The sequence below is a fragment of the Lysinibacillus sp. OF-1 genome (assembly GCF_028356935.1).
Lineage (GTDB): Bacteria > Bacillota > Bacilli > Bacillales_A > Planococcaceae > Lysinibacillus > Lysinibacillus fusiformis_D.
Window position 1 is genome coordinate 2,479,626 of the sequence record NZ_CP102798.1, and the last position, 14,464, is coordinate 2,494,089.

Annotated in this window: 15 protein-coding genes; 7 read left to right on the plus strand and 8 right to left on the minus strand. The window is 37.3% G+C overall.

Annotated features, from left to right (window positions below; translation table 11 throughout):
* Positions 1-115: 115 nt before the first annotated feature.
* The 4 genes from NV349_RS12135 to NV349_RS12150 all read left to right on the plus strand — a co-directional run bounded on the left by NV349_RS12135 (position 116) and on the right by NV349_RS12150 (position 1,798).
* On the plus strand, positions 116-1,033 hold the full coding sequence (locus NV349_RS12135) for a DMT family transporter (protein WP_442916451.1): 918 nt from the start codon (positions 116-118) through the stop codon (positions 1,031-1,033).
* Between the two features lie 23 nt (positions 1,034-1,056).
* On the plus strand, positions 1,057-1,191 hold the full coding sequence (locus tag NV349_RS12140) for a YrzO family protein (RefSeq protein ID WP_080717008.1): 135 nt from the start codon (positions 1,057-1,059) through the stop codon (positions 1,189-1,191).
* 229 nt (positions 1,192-1,420) lie between these two features.
* Positions 1,421-1,543, plus strand: coding sequence for a hypothetical protein (locus NV349_RS12145; RefSeq protein WP_256375530.1), 123 nt, complete (start codon positions 1,421-1,423; stop codon positions 1,541-1,543).
* A gap of 138 nt (positions 1,544-1,681) precedes the next feature.
* Positions 1,682-1,798, plus strand: coding sequence for a YjcZ family sporulation protein (locus tag NV349_RS12150; RefSeq protein ID WP_080717009.1), 117 nt, complete (start codon positions 1,682-1,684; stop codon positions 1,796-1,798).
* A gap of 1,015 nt (positions 1,799-2,813) precedes the next feature.
* Here NV349_RS12150 and NV349_RS12155 read toward each other — a convergent pair.
* The 5 genes from NV349_RS12155 to NV349_RS12175 form a co-directional block, all read right to left on the minus strand.
* Complete coding sequence (locus NV349_RS12155) at positions 2,814-3,689, minus strand: cation diffusion facilitator family transporter (protein ID WP_101966709.1); 876 nt, start codon at positions 3,687-3,689, stop codon at positions 2,814-2,816.
* Between the two features lie 354 nt (positions 3,690-4,043).
* Positions 4,044-4,790, minus strand: coding sequence for an SDR family oxidoreductase (locus NV349_RS12160; RefSeq protein ID WP_442916350.1), 747 nt, complete (start codon positions 4,788-4,790; stop codon positions 4,044-4,046).
* 235 nt (positions 4,791-5,025) lie between these two features.
* The gene (locus NV349_RS12165; RefSeq protein ID WP_058843683.1) at positions 5,026-5,682 is read right to left on the minus strand and encodes a hypothetical protein; all 657 of its coding nucleotides are present in this window, start codon (positions 5,680-5,682) and stop codon (positions 5,026-5,028) included.
* A gap of 46 nt (positions 5,683-5,728) precedes the next feature.
* Positions 5,729-6,202 carry a GNAT family N-acetyltransferase gene (locus NV349_RS12170; protein ID WP_036117011.1) on the minus strand — a complete coding sequence of 158 codons (474 nt, stop codon included), beginning with the start codon at positions 6,200-6,202 and terminating at the stop codon, positions 5,729-5,731.
* Between the two features lie 330 nt (positions 6,203-6,532).
* Entirely contained in the window at positions 6,533-8,008 is a 1,476-nt protein-coding gene (locus tag NV349_RS12175) for a methyl-accepting chemotaxis protein (RefSeq protein ID WP_036117013.1), read from the minus strand.
* Positions 8,009-8,145: 137 nt separating this feature from the next.
* Between NV349_RS12175 and NV349_RS12180 the strand changes: the two genes are divergently transcribed.
* Complete coding sequence (locus tag NV349_RS12180) at positions 8,146-9,108, plus strand: MBL fold metallo-hydrolase (protein WP_271910051.1); 963 nt, start codon at positions 8,146-8,148, stop codon at positions 9,106-9,108.
* A 245-nt stretch (positions 9,109-9,353) separates the two neighbouring features.
* Here NV349_RS12180 and NV349_RS12185 read toward each other — a convergent pair whose 3' ends face one another.
* Complete coding sequence (locus NV349_RS12185; RefSeq protein ID WP_271910052.1) at positions 9,354-11,171, minus strand: DNA ligase D; 1,818 nt, start codon at positions 11,169-11,171, stop codon at positions 9,354-9,356.
* Between the two features lie 107 nt (positions 11,172-11,278).
* Here NV349_RS12185 and ku point away from each other — a divergent pair, with 107 nt between their 5' ends.
* On the plus strand, positions 11,279-12,100 hold the full coding sequence (gene ku, locus NV349_RS12190; RefSeq protein WP_058843681.1) for a non-homologous end joining protein Ku: 822 nt from the start codon (positions 11,279-11,281) through the stop codon (positions 12,098-12,100).
* Positions 12,101-12,130: 30 nt separating this feature from the next.
* On the opposite strand, the gene NV349_RS12195 is transcribed toward ku, so the two are convergent.
* Together NV349_RS12195 and NV349_RS12200 are read right to left on the minus strand one after the other, a co-directional pair.
* Positions 12,131-12,652, minus strand: a complete 522-nt coding sequence (locus NV349_RS12195) for an AAA family ATPase (protein WP_036117021.1) — start codon at positions 12,650-12,652, stop codon at positions 12,131-12,133.
* 175 nt (positions 12,653-12,827) lie between these two features.
* Positions 12,828-13,358, minus strand: coding sequence for a dihydrofolate reductase family protein (locus NV349_RS12200; RefSeq protein ID WP_036117023.1), 531 nt, complete (start codon positions 13,356-13,358; stop codon positions 12,828-12,830).
* 100 nt (positions 13,359-13,458) lie between these two features.
* Between NV349_RS12200 and NV349_RS12205 the strand changes: the two genes are divergently transcribed.
* Positions 13,459-14,409, plus strand: a complete 951-nt coding sequence (locus NV349_RS12205; protein ID WP_271910055.1) for a helix-turn-helix transcriptional regulator — start codon at positions 13,459-13,461, stop codon at positions 14,407-14,409.
* Positions 14,410-14,464 lie beyond the last annotated feature (55 nt).

A 14,464-nucleotide genomic window follows, 5' to 3' on the forward strand; every position in this document is an offset into this window, starting at 1 on the left:
ATATTCTTTTTTATAATGGCTATTGCGGAATTTAAAAAGAATTGGGATATACGGAGTGATAAATGTGAAAAATGTTCAATTATTAAAAGGCGCAGTGGCATGTTTAATAGCAAGTATGTCATGGGGAGCAATGTTTCCAGTCGCGGATCATGCTTTGGCCTACATAGATCCATTCTATTTTTCAACTATACGATATGGAGCAGTAGCTATTATACTAGTCATTTTCTTATGGATAAAAGAAGGAAGACAGGCATTTCATTTTGAAGGAAAAGGAAAGCTGCTAGTCTTCTACGGAACGATGGCTTTTACTGTATATAATGTGCTAATTTTCTATGGCCAAATGTTAATGGGAAAATCAGGTATTATGGTAGCTTCTATTATGGAGGCGCTCATGCCGATGATTTCAATTGGCGTTTTATGGGGATTTAAACATGTGAAACCGAAGAAATACATGATGATCAGTATGGCTATTGCTTTTATTGGTGCAATTTTTGTCATTACAAAAGGTGATATAAGCTTCTTACTTACACTTAAGCATAATCTGTTTTCACTCGCATTTATCCTCATTGGTGTTGTTGGATGGGTGATTTATACGATGGGTGGAGCATCATTTAGTGATTGGTCTACACTTCGCTATTCAACATTGACATGTGTTTTTGGAACAATTGTAACAGGTTTCTTAACAGTGTTATTTACAATCCAAGGGCATGTGTCTATGCCAAACATAGGAACGATTTCTGTAGTTAAGTATGATTTATTATTCATGATGATATTACCAGGTTTTGTGGCATTACTTAGTTGGAACTATGGCGTAAAAATTTTATCGTCCGTAAATGCAATTTTATTCATTAACTTCGTCCCAATCACAACATTAGTCATTATGATGATCCAAGGATATAAAATAACAATTTTTGATGTTGCAGGGACATTGCTTGTTATTATCGCCCTCATGCGAAACAATGTATATCAGCGTAAAGAAGAAAACGAGCATCAGAAGAATTTACTAAAGGAACAGTTGAGTAAGGTTATTTGATTTAAACGTTTGGAGGTTTTTATATGTATGAAAGTTTATTATTCTTCTTTGCTGCTGCAATTGGCTTAGAGCTTGCTGCAATTAATCGAAATGGTCGAAAAAAAATAGAACAGCAGGCTGAAATGATACAGCTATTAAAAGATGTACTTAGAAAATAATTAAGTTTAATAAAGGCATTATTAGGAATGTGATTACTATGTATCTTCAATGTGTTATAGTGCGTATCTGACTAAGCCATCGACGGGCATAAACCAATTCGAGCTGTGGCGTATACAAACGCTGCGGCTTTTTCTTTATTCATCGCCTTTAAACTATTTGAAACCTTTGCCAGTTTCATCCGTAAATTAATGCAGACAGTTTTCCTTTATCATTATTAGGAGGTTTCCGATGAATACTTTTGCTTTAATAGCTTTTCTATTTGCAGCAGCTTCTTTTGCTTTTGCTTCATCAGCTGATGCTAAGATTAAAAAGCTAGAAAAACGTATCGAAGAACTTGAAAAACACAAGTAATTACTTTAATACATAAATAGGTTAATAGAGTGATTAAATTATTTTTTTACGAAAGGAAGGAATGATTAATTAGATGAATAGCATCTCTCCTATCTATAACTCTACATATTCTAGATTATAGAAAGGGGGAGATTTAATATGGGAAATGAAGTTTATCATACAGACTATGGCAAACATGATAATTTATCATTTGCACTAATCGTTGTCCTATTTATTCTTTTAATTATTGTTGGCGCTCGTTTTATGCATAAGTAACACCTTTATTATTGGCTACATCCATAAACGCCTTCTTTAAGCTACCATAATCTAATGCTATCTAACATCCTTCTACACACTTATTATGATCAAAGGGTCTTCCCCCACCCCAGTGACCCTTTTATTAATTTCTTTTCTTCATCTGCATATATTGTCACAACTCGTTTACTGAACACTTCTTTCAACTATTTCCTTATCTCATTCCTATAGGCTTAACTTCCCTTTTGTCAGCACTGGCTTAGATAATACTTTCACTGCATTCAGCTTCCATGCATAACAACCACTCCTCAAATCACCAAAGTGCAGTTCATCGACCTCTAATTACTTCTGAATTCAATGACCATTTAACTGATTTAGAAGTTAAATGACAACACCCATTGGTAAATTTACATTTCCAATTCCATGCTTTTGAAGCGCTTTTTTAATTGGAGGGACATTCACAATATCCTATGTCCATTGTTTTACCAGCTTGGATAGCAATTGGATCAAGGTGTTGCCCTACTACATGTTTCAATTTTTTCTCACCAAGAGTGATTAAGCTCACTCAAGGTTGCTTAATTGTGGTAGCCTTCATCAGACAATCCCCTTCTAAAGCAAGCTCAACTGCTCATATATTTTTTGACAGGTATGTCTCCAACATGCTATGCACTGTTTCTACCATTTCAAGCAGAACGAACAACTACTTCTGCTACTCCAAAGTGTTCTAACAGCTCTTTACACTACATTAACCTTCATCATTTCGACAGTCTTTTATTTAAAAGATATCCATTAGCTTATGAATATCATTTAGACTGTCTCCAAAACAACATGCTACTACGCAAAAGAATGAAGAGTAAGATATCAAAAGAAAAAACTGTGACAAACATTGTATTTGCCACAGTCTAAAAGCCCCGAATTGAATTGTAGGTGCTATTATAAAATTTTATCCTTACAAATTTAATTATTATTGAATTGGACAGGAATGTACCAAAACTCCTCAAACTTGATGAATGTTCATCGTAACTGCTATACCCGACTATGCTTCCTTGGGTTCAACATGTACATGCACTTCATAAACGCCTTGTTCTTCAACCATATTTTTTTCAACAACAGACGCGACATCGTGAGCTTCCGTTATATCTAAGTTTGCATCTACAAGAATGACGACGTCTATCACCTCGTTGTTACCATAATTTCTTCCTCTGATTTCTTTTAGCCCTTTGACTCCCTCTATTTTTAAAATAATATCTTTGTATGTTTGAAGAATTTTCTCATCAAATCCATCAGAAAGTTCATGAGAAGCTTCTTTAAAGATGTCCCAAGCTGTTTTACAAATGATGAAACCTACCACTATAGCAGTTACTGTATCCAACCAAGGCATATGTAGTTGTGATCCTAAAATCCCTACAGCAGTGCCAATACTTACCCAAGCGTCTGACAAATTATCTTTAGCGGCAGCCATGACTGCTTTACTGTTTATCTTGTCAGCCAATTTTTTATTGTAACGATAGACAGCATACATAACCACTGCTGATCCTAACCCAACATAGGCTGCGATCATATCTGGAGATTCTTTTCCACCTTGAAAAATGGACGTAAAAGCACCCACTAATACTTGAATACCAACGGCCATCATAATAAATGAAGCTACCATCGATGCAATGGTTTCACTTTTCCAATGACCGTATCGATGATCATGGTCTGCAGGTTTTTGAGAAAGCTTTAGCCCTATAAGTACTGCAATAGAGGCAATAATATCGGTCGTATTATTTAGCCCATCTGCCTTCAAAGCTTCTGAACCCGTCATGTATCCCATTACAACTTTTATAATGGACAAAACTATATAGGCAATAATACTGATGATTGCACCACGCTCACCTAATTTAAGATTATTATATCTTTCTGCTTCCAATTCACTTACCTCCCACTTACGTACATTTTTATAATAACAACTCAACATCGAGTGGGTCTACAGCAACCTTTTTGCCTTACGATACATAAGTAGGAGGAGTATAAAAGTGTTGATTATGGGAAAAAATACAGCCTTGAGGAAGAAGCTTAGTCACTGGTTAAAAACCTAGAAATTATTATTTTAAACGAATAAAATAATATAGAATCTGTTCTTTAAGATTTTTTCCTCCAACGAACACACCTTACAAAACTTGGTCATTTCCATATTTGGGAGTGACCCTTTTTATGTTAGGTCATTTGTTGACATACAAAGAGCCTGCCCCAATGCCTAGCAAGACTCTTAATCTCAACTTTTCTATCCTCGCAAAAACCCACCTTCTGAATGAATGATTTGTCCAGTTATCCAGGTAGCCTCTTCACTTGCAAGAAAGCTAATGGTTTTCGCCACGTCATCCGGCGTACCAATCCGACCCAGTGGAAATTTCGGTAACAGATGGGTTCTAATGCCGTCATTCATCCAAGTAGAATCTGTTGGCCCTGGATTGACAGCATTTACGGTAATATCTAAGGGAGCGAGTTCTTGAGCTAAGGACCTTGTAAACGCTGAAATAGCTCCTTTCGTCGAGACATAGGCTAATTCCCCAACCATCGGACCTAAATCCTGACCTGATGTCATATTAATAATTCTGCCTGCTTTTAAATTGGCCTTTTTCCATAGTCGGGCAAATTCAACAGAAAGAAGAAAGGTTGACCTCATATTGACTGCGTAATGTTGGTCGAGTGTTAGCACATCTAACTTTAAATAGCCATCTTGTGCTGAATGAGCTGCATTATTTACTAGAATGGAAGGTACGCCTAGTTTTTCAACAACCTTCTGACATATCGTTTGTGCTGCCAGTGGATTTGATAAATCAATCGTCATATCTTCACAAGAGACCCTCATACTCTCTATCTCCATTTGGAATTCATCAATCCAAGCAGGATCAGCTTGCCAGTGTGTGAAAAAAATATTTACCTCATCCGCAGCCAATCTTCTGCAAATAGCTGTACCAATATCTCTTGGATGACTTGCACCTGTAACGATAGCTATTTTATTCATCATTCTTAACCTCCATTTTATAGGATATAGAGGTGTTCATTGATATAAAAAAGGAGCATAACCAAACTGGTTTGCTCAGTCTTTAGTATTAACGTACAACCTCACCCTAAATAGGCTCTCCTCTCTATATAAGAGGGATGTGCTACTATTTATTTCATAGATTGTTTATGCCAGAGTTTTTCTATACAGCTCTTTCCTAATCAATGATCTGCATTTAAAAAACTTTTGTCATAACCCTTTAATCTAAAATTTTGATATTATTTTGAACATCGATAGAAAATTGCTCTACATCATAATGATGTTTCTTAATCATGTCTTCCGCTAGCTGATAAACCTGCTTTTGTATCATGTTATTTTTCTCTTGTGTTAAATTAATCCTTATCTGAATTTCCTCAGATGTAATACTATGATCGATACTGAAGATGCCATAATTTTGGTCAATCATTTCTTCAAATAGATTGGCGAGGACATCATTATAGCTTAGTCGCGTTGAGCTAGGCTCTGCTGGTTCGTAAAGATTTTTTAACGTTAATTGAAAAAAAACAGGATTTAAATTATTTTCTTTCAACACATTCAACATAATTTCTTCTATTTTTTGTTTGGTGCTAGTATCAGCCTTGTCTGGTAATGACACGAGAAGTTCGATTTTGTCATTAGGCAGAACCCCGTAATCTAATTGAAAGCTATAATTTTCTTTGCGCAGGGCATGGGAAATCTCACTGATTAAAAATTGATATTGCTGAATATAACCCAATAATTCATTATTGCTGGGCTGTGGCACTGAAACATTGGATTTTTCAGCATATTGAATAGGTGCATTCGCCAAAAGGAAAAATCCACTACAAACAATAACAGCTAGTAGAAACCATAACGTAAATACCTTTTTGATAAACATTTATAGCCCCCTTATTCGGGACTATATGCAAGTTCTGTAAAGCTAATTACGGTAGAATCTTATAAAACAACACACGATCTTGATTTTCGCCACCGTAATTGCTGTGGACGGACACCTTATCCATCTCTTTGTCACCCTTTTCCATTCTAAAGCCCATATTCGTATGAAAGGCTATCGAAATTTCATTTATAGGTGACGTGACACATTTCACAATATTTCGATGATATTGCTTCACTACATGAAAGAATACGTCGTATAACCTTTTTGCAATATTCTGTTTTCTGTAATCAGGATGGACCCCAACAAAATGGATAAATGCTTCATTTGAGTTGGCCTGCGATAAAAACCCTACAAGAAAGCCAATAATTTCGCCATCCTTTTCCATGATTAGGCTAGTATTCGTAAAATGATCAAAAAATAATTTGGGCAGCTTATCTGACATATTCCTATCTCCCCACCACTCATTAATCAATGGAGATAAAATATAGTAATCTGAACTTTTTAAGCTACGAATGTTCATGGAATCCCTCCTCTATTTTCAACTCATCCTGTAACATTGGTAACGGATCAGGTGCTACTACAATTAAATAAAACGTTACAATCACCCTGGCAAACACGCTACCAATACGTATGAATTTGATTTACAAATCAGATAACGTTGGCGTTTCTTTGTAGCGCCAACGTTCAAAAAATAAAACTTTCTTCTGGATCATATAAGCACCATATACAATAACCATAAACAGGTATGGATAAAACAATGCTGATGAATAACATCTATATACCCTCCATCTACAATGTTAAATCATATTCTCATTTTACCCTACCATTTATTTCAATTTCAATGATTCAATCAAACCTTTGCCATCACTAATGATTTTAACGTATCACTTAACGTCTGAATGCGATTGGTCGTATCGGTCATCCTCACCAGTAGCTGATTTTCATCTTCCACTGAATGTAAAATATCGCCAGTGGACTCAGCATTTTGCTCGGTCATTTTATTAAGTCTTTCAATTTGCACTTGGATTGTCTCGAACTGTGAAATCGCACTGCTTAATTCATGCATTCCCCTAGTTAAATCTGTATTGGTTTGAGCAAATGAATCCTTCAAGACATTTAAGAAATGACTGACTTCCTGCAACAATTGTTCCCCATGCTGTAACGCTTTCTCACCATCGTCAGAACGTTGATGTGCTGCTGTTGATTTTTCAAACAAGGTTTTCGTCACATTTGTAATACTTACGGTAATCGCCGCGCTTTCCTCTGCTAGCTTGCGTACCTCATCTGCCACTACGGCAAATCCTTTACCATGCTCCCCTGCTCTGGCCGCCTCTATGGCCGCGTTCAATGCCAATAAATTGGTCTGCTCTGCAATATGTGTAATTCCCTTTAATAGGCTATCTACCGTTTGCAAGCTGTGCTGTAGCTCATTTACAGTTTCTGCAGTTGAGCTCATCGCATCACTCATCACGCTCATCTGGGCCATCGCCTCCTGCATTTTGTTCCAACCTGCCAAAACCTCCTGCTGCAGCTCAGTTGATTTTCCTACGGTATCCTTTGATATGGTCAAAGTTTCATTCACGAAATGGACGGAATCGCCCATTGTGCCATGAATCACTTGCAGACTAGAGGCTTCCTGCTGAATACTTGCCGAAATAGCCTCTGTCGCTAGCAATATTTGTTTACTAGAGCCTGAAATCCTTTGCATCGTTTGCTGGAATTGCGTGACATGCTCATCCAAGGCCTGACTGCTTTTTTCGATTTCAAGAAAGGTATTTTGTAACTGATTGAAGGATGCTTGTACCTCATTTTGCTGCGCCTTTGCATGTTCAATCAGCTCATTCCCCCATTTGGCCAGCAAATAAAAGACAATAATCACGCCATTCATAATCGCTAGAAGTGTTACAAAGACGATGATATCATCAAATGGGCCCAACAAGGATGACGAGTTGACCATATATAAAATGAAAAAGCTAAGATTTGTTAGAATACCAAAGAAGACAATTAATTCTTTTTTAAAATACAAGGCAATAATGGCCACCGTGCATAGTAAAATATAGTGCTTATTTAATGAAAAGCTATCAAGCAAAAATAGTGTAAAAACAACACTTGATGGAATTAAGCCAAAGATAAAACCTTTGACATACGTTTTGATGGGTAATAAATAATTACAAACTGCCAATGAAATGACAGCAAGCCCAATAAATAAAAAATGTATTCCTTTCGATAGAATCATTGGTCCGCAAATTAAAATGGCTAATATTGAGATGATAGCCAAATTGACACGGTGGACTTTCCGTGTGTCATAACGAATTTTATTCTCCATTTTTATCCCCCTAAAAAATGAATGGACATTCAGTTTAATTTTCTATTATTATATAGTATAACTACTACTTTTTGTAGCTAAATATTGCATTCGAAAGCATATTTTAGTCATTTTTGAAATAAAAGGGGGAAATACATTTGACTAATGTCCAACAAATCGCACCAAATTTCTATTGTATTGACACACATGATTTAAATCGTGAGCAGCGAACGAGCTCCTATTTATTAATGGATGAAAAAATTGCCTTGATCGAAACTTCTGCAAGCCCTTCCGTTCCTTATATTATGGCAGGATTAAAGGAACTAAATATTGCATTAGAGGATATTCACTATGTAATCGTGACACATATCCATTTAGATCATGCTGGCGGCGCAGGTTTATTTTTACAAAGCTGTCCTAATGCCAAATTAGTAGTCCATCCACGAGGGGTGGCTCACATGATTGATCCAAGTCGCCTTATTTCCAGTGCAAAGAGCGTTTATGGTGCTGAATTTGATAAACTCTTTGATCCAATTGTGCCTATCGATGCTACGCGAATTATTGAGGTTAGCCATGAACAGCGTCTATCTTTAGGACAACATCATTTAACGTTCTTTCATACAGAAGGTCATGCTAAACATCATGTTTCAATGCTTTATTCTGCTACAAATGGCTTGTTTGTCGGGGATACAACAGGCGTTCGTTACCCAGAAATGGATGGTGAAGCGATTGATTTAATCATTCCGTCGACTTCTCCAAACCAGTACGACCCAGAAACAATGGAGCTATCTCTTCAATTGTATGAAAAGCTCCATGCAAGTGAACTATATTTCGGCCATTACGGTGCGTATAAAAATCCAACAGAGGCTTATCGTCAGGTGCGCTATTGGACACCTCTCTTTCTAGCAGAGGGCAGAAACGCACAAGCGGCATCAAGTGACTTCCAGCAGCAAGTTCGCTATCTAGATGATCGCTTAAAGACGCTTTTATTCAGCTATTTACAGGAAAACGACATTCCCACAGATCATCCAGTCTATCAAACAATCCCGTTCGATACGATTGTGTCATCAATGGGCATACTGGACTACTTAGAAAAAGTAAATACCCAGGCGTCACGCTAACAGTAAAAAGAGGTGCCTCTAGTGATTTGGGAGACACCTCTTTTCTGCAAGTTAGTGGGTGCGAAATGCTCAGCTTCAAGTAAAGGCTCTCCTCTTGTATCCCTATAAAGGGGACTGCTGCTAATGTAGTCAAAACTAGCCTGTTTTTCAGTAGGACTGCTTTTTTCCTACTAGCTGATGCTTGCTTATTCTTTTTACTAGGTTTAGAAGGGCCATGTATTCACCTAGATAAATTTGAAAAGGAATCATTCTTTTAAACGATCCAAAGCAGCTTGAAAATCCTGTTGCTCCCCCACCTCACGAAATGATTGAAAGGGGTTACTCCCTTTTTTCATACGTTCCATGACAGCAGGAATCGTGAAGAACTCTGGTGATAGACTCTCATGAACTTCCCCCCAATGCAGAGGTGTTGCGACTAAGCCCTGTACATTGCCACGAGTGGAATAGGGAGCAATAATGGTTTTACCCTCAGCATGCTGTAAATAATCTAAATATAATTTTTCATGACGATTCTTTTTTAAACGCTCCATTGTATATAAATTCGGTTTTTGCTGACATAAAAAACGACAAACAAATTCAGTAAACACACGCACCTCTTCATAGCTAAAAGTATTTTCGGGTAATGGAATATAAAGCTGTAAGCCTTTCCCGCCCGATGTTTTGACAAAAGATTGTAGATTAAAAAAGTCAATAATGTCCTTTAAATCAAGTGCACCTGTAATAGCTAATGAAAAATGCTGTGCTGAGGGAGGATCCAAATCGAAAACAATTTCTGTTGGATAAATGGAATGCTGTGTCTGAAATGGAATGTGCAGCTCTACAGCCAGTTGATTTCCTAACCACAAAAGGGTTTCCATATTGTTACATATTATAGTATCAATATGATCCATCGCCGTCGTTGCCACAAAATCAGGCAGTTTTTCTGGTCTACTTTTTTGATAAAAGCTTTCTCCTGGAACACCATGTGGAAATCGTATTAATGTTAGTGGACGATCCTTTAGAAAAGGTAATAAATAGGGCGCGATGCTTTGTAAATAGGATAAATAATAATCCTTTGTTATACCCATTGCAGGCCACACTGGTTTCTCTGGATGGGTAATGGGTACTGATTCGGGGATTGGAAAAAGCTGCCGCTGCATATGCTGCCATTGACAATCTTCTGGTGATAGCTCTAATCGGAAAGCATGAAATCTAGGCTCTCGAAGCTTACTGCCGTCGAAATCTATACATGCGATATCGACACAAATAGAAGGCTCTAACTGCCATAGTCCTTTATGGCGCTGCCCATTTGCCTGAAAGAATGCGACAAGTGTTTGCTGTTCTTCTTCAGCCATGCCATGCTTAAATGTAACGACTTCTCGTATTTGTCCCTCATCATAAATTGAGCCATGAAAATAGCCATTGACCTGATCATACTGCGTTACTATGACCGTCACATAACGCCAATTTTTAATTTTTAACCAATGACTAGAACGGGTGTTATCCAGCCATTTACTTGTTTTCTTCTTCGCCACCATGCCCTCACCATTGTAAACCTTGATGGCTTGCCATACATTCTCTCTGTCCTCATCACCTTGGATCATTTGTATAGACCTTGGATCCTCATAGTCGACGCTTGGCAGTTTTAATCTTGTTGCAAGCTTGGACAATTGCTCTTTACGTGTTTTTAAATAGCGGTTTTGCAGTGACACCCCTTTGAAAACTAGCACGTCAAACACAAGATAGCGAAAAGGAAAAGCTTTTGCATGTGTCTCAATGGCATCTTGATTTTGCATTCTCCCTCTTTTTTGAACAATGGCAAATTCGCTTTTGTATTGATTGCGTAAATAAACTAACTCCCCATCTAAGGTTAGTGGTAAAAATGCTTGAATGGACGCATGTATTTGCTGACAAAAAGCCAAAATTTCAGGAAACAAGTGGTTTAAATTTCGACCATTACGGCTAATGAGCAGCGGCTCTTCAGCCCAAACTAATATACAGCGAAAACCGTCATATTTCGTTTCAAATAACCATTCACCACCACTAGGAATATCATTTGTTTCCGTTAAAAGCATTGGTTTCATTTCACCATACCTACTTTGCTTTTTATTTTCAGTGTTTGATGATTTCAATTTAAGATACATAAAAAGCATCAAAATATATCATAGTAAGAAAAACGAGGTGACAAACAATGCATACAGTGTGGAAAGGCAGTATTTCCTTTGGACTGGTTAATATCCCTGTGAAACTACATGCCGCTACTGAAAATAAAGATGTTAAATTGCGACAGCTTCACAAGGAGTGCCATACGCCGATTAGCTACAAAAAGGTTTGCGAGGGCTGTAACCAAGAAGTAAAAGATGAAGAGATCGTCAAAGCTTATGAATATGCCAAAAATAAATTTGTCGTGTTGGATCAAGAGGATTTAGAAAACTTGCGTAAGGAAAATGAAGATAAAGCTGTGGAAATTATTGATTTTGTGCAATTAACTGAAATTGACCCCATTTATTTTGAGCGCACTTATTTCCTCTCTCCTGATGCAACCGGAGCTAAGGCCTATTCCTTATTACTTAAAACATTAGAGCAATCAGGAAAAATTGGCATTGCTAAAATTATTATTCGATCTAAGGAACAGCTTGCCATCGTGCGCGTTTATCAAAATGCACTCGTGATGGAAACCATTCACTATCCAGATGAAGTGAGAAGTGTTGGGGATGTTCCAAATATTCCAAGTGAACAGGATGTTGTACCAAAGGAGCTTGAAACAGCTCTATTGCTGGTAGACCAATTGACGACTACATTCAACCCTGAAAAATATACGGACGATTACCGCAATGCTTTACTAGAATTAATCGAGGAAAAGAAAGGTACGAATACGATAGCGACCAGTGATAAACAACGTCCAATTCCTGATAATGTCACAGATTTAATGACAGCACTACAGGCTTCCTTAGATAAAACAAAAAAGCCAGCTACAAGAAAGCGTACTACACGCACAAAGAAAAATGCTTAAAAAAAGCGTATCCTTTTATCGGGATACGCTTTAGAATTGTTGAAGGAAGTGATCCAAATCCTTTTTATGCTGAACTACTAAAATTTTATTTAACAGATCGCTTTGTTGTTTAAAAAATTTAGGTTTCCCCTTCTGCTCAAAGCGTTTATTCCAACGAAACATTTTAAAGAAAATCGAAAATGTTGGCTGATAATGGGCTTTTTCGATACCGATTTTTTGTTTCATAAACCGCTTCATAATACGGAAGACACGAATAGGATAAGGCGTATTGAGAAAGATGATGCAATCAGCTTGTTGGAAGCTTTCAACAACCCACTCCTCTTGATGAATTCCTTCAATAATCCAAATGTTCGTTTGGAGAATGCTTTGTAAGTGCTCCTTTTTTTCTTCATCTGTTCGCCTAATATCCCCTGAATCCTTTCGAATCCATGCCACATTATCTAATTCATAAAAAGGAATCTGATAGGTTTTAGATAATTCCCTCGCTAATGTCGTTTTCCCACTGCCAACAGATCCAATAATATGTATTCTTTGTGGAAATCCTATCGTCACCGAATCATCTCCCATCTTATGTATCTTTGTAGAAATATTCCCTTTATTATACAATAATTTCAACAATGGTAAAGAGGAGGTTCCTATTTCTTACCTCCATTTAGAAAGAGACTTTATCATCATATTTGATACAGTCGAATGTAAATTCTCGCATCTTCGGATAAAGAGGCTCGATTTAAGCCTCTTTTCTCACCTGATAATGCATTTGCACCATTTGACCATATCGCTTTGTCTCCAGTAGCCTTAAATTTTCGAACGGACGTGGAGATTTAAACAAAGATATCCCTGCACCTAGCAAATGGGGAGTAATGGTAATAATCCATTCATCAATTAACTGTTCCTGTAAAAAGGCGTCTAGAATCCCCGCACCACCAACCATCCAAATTTTTGCACCTTGTTGTTCTTTTAATTGCTTAGTAAATGCGACAACATCCTCTTGAACAAACGTCACATGTTTATCTTTCCCAGATTGAGATGTTGTAAACACATAGCACCTTTTATCAGGATATGGGAACGTATCGCTATGCGCTAAAATATAATCGTATGTTCGTTTGCCCATAATAACAGTATCAATAGTTTGATACATATCGGAGTAGCCATTATCTCCTTCCCCTTCTGTTTCTTCAAGCCACTGTAAATCATCATTTTCCTTAGCAATAAATCCATCTACACTTAATCCGATAAATACCACTATTTCTCGTGACATCTCGTCAACTCCTGTTCTTTTGAAAATCTCTTGCACAATCTCTATACTAGATATAAAACATGACAACTATTGGCATGATTAAATAAAAAGGTGAAAAAATATGTCCAAAGCCAAACGATTAATTGATATTTTGTTATTTGTCAGTGCTAAAAAGAAATTTACAGCGCAGGAAATTGCCGACACATTCGATATTTCGGTGCGAACGGTGCATCGTTACCTTTTAGATTTAAGTGACATGGGGCTACCTATCTATGCGGAGCAAGGCAGACATGGCGGCTATACAGTATTGTCAAATGCGATTCCCCCCCCTATCTTATTTACCGAGGAAGAAGCGGTCTCTATTTTCTTTGCGTTCCAATCTTTGCATTATTATCGTGACTTACCTTTTAATACTCAAATGAAGTCTGTTTCTCAAAAGCTTTATGATTCCTTACAGAAGGAGGCCAAGAAAAAGGTGGATACGCTGCAATCCTATATGGCCTTTTGGAATCCTAAAAGAGCCATTACAACACCACTCTTAACAGACGTTTTAGAGGCAATCATCAACCAATCACAATTGCATATCCAATATGAATCAAAGTCTGGTATCACTTCGAAGCATGTCCAGCCTATTGGTGTGTACGCTCATGATGGCTTATGGTATATGCCTGCGTTACTATTATCAAACGAAAAAATTTTACTCTTTCGTGTTGATCGTATCCATGCCATTGAAGCCAGCGATGAAAGCCATAAGACGACTATGAATTTGCAGCAATGGCTCGAAAGTGCCTATGAACCTCAACATCCTATTCGCTTATATGTAGAATTATCAAGTGAAGGGGTTCGTCAATGTTTAAGTGAGCCACATCTTGAAAAAGCTGTTGTCCTACTTAGTGATGGTACAGGCTATATTGATACGATAATCGATCAAGGTGAACTTCAATTTAATAGCTCCCTTTTCTTTCGCCTCGGTCCACATGCGATTGTCAAAGAACCCCAAGCATTAATTCAACTATTGCGTCAGCATGCACACGAGCTATTAGAGATATATCCAGAGCCAAATGAAAGCTAATCTGTTAGATGACAATTTCGTCAGATTCGTGTAACCTTCATCGTTACTACTTTTT

Excerpts from the sequence above, each read along its gene's own strand:
- NV349_RS12135 (WP_442916451.1), top strand. The coding sequence starts at position 116 with ATGTCATGGGGAGCAATGTTTCCAGTCGCGGATCATGCTTTGGCCTAC.
- NV349_RS12140 (WP_080717008.1), top strand. The coding sequence starts at position 1,057 with ATGTATGAAAGTTTATTATTCTTCTTTGCTGCTGCAATTGGCTTAGAG.
- NV349_RS12145 (WP_256375530.1), top strand. The coding sequence starts at position 1,421 with ATGAATACTTTTGCTTTAATAGCTTTTCTATTTGCAGCAGCTTCTTTT.
- NV349_RS12150 (WP_080717009.1), top strand. The coding sequence starts at position 1,682 with ATGGGAAATGAAGTTTATCATACAGACTATGGCAAACATGATAATTTA.
- NV349_RS12160 (WP_442916350.1), bottom strand. The coding sequence starts at position 4,790 with ATGATGAATAAAATAGCTATCGTTACAGGTGCAAGTCATCCAAGAGAT.
- NV349_RS12165 (WP_058843683.1), bottom strand. The coding sequence starts at position 5,682 with ATGTTTATCAAAAAGGTATTTACGTTATGGTTTCTACTAGCTGTTATT.
- NV349_RS12170 (WP_036117011.1), bottom strand. The coding sequence starts at position 6,202 with ATGAACATTCGTAGCTTAAAAAGTTCAGATTACTATATTTTATCTCCA.
- NV349_RS12175 (WP_036117013.1), bottom strand. The coding sequence starts at position 8,008 with ATGGAGAATAAAATTCGTTATGACACACGGAAAGTCCACCGTGTCAAT.
- NV349_RS12185 (WP_271910052.1), bottom strand. The coding sequence starts at position 11,171 with ATGAAACCAATGCTTTTAACGGAAACAAATGATATTCCTAGTGGTGGT.
- ku (WP_058843681.1), top strand. The coding sequence starts at position 11,279 with ATGCATACAGTGTGGAAAGGCAGTATTTCCTTTGGACTGGTTAATATC.
- NV349_RS12200 (WP_036117023.1), bottom strand. The coding sequence starts at position 13,358 with ATGTCACGAGAAATAGTGGTATTTATCGGATTAAGTGTAGATGGATTT.
- NV349_RS12205 (WP_271910055.1), top strand. The coding sequence starts at position 13,459 with ATGTCCAAAGCCAAACGATTAATTGATATTTTGTTATTTGTCAGTGCT.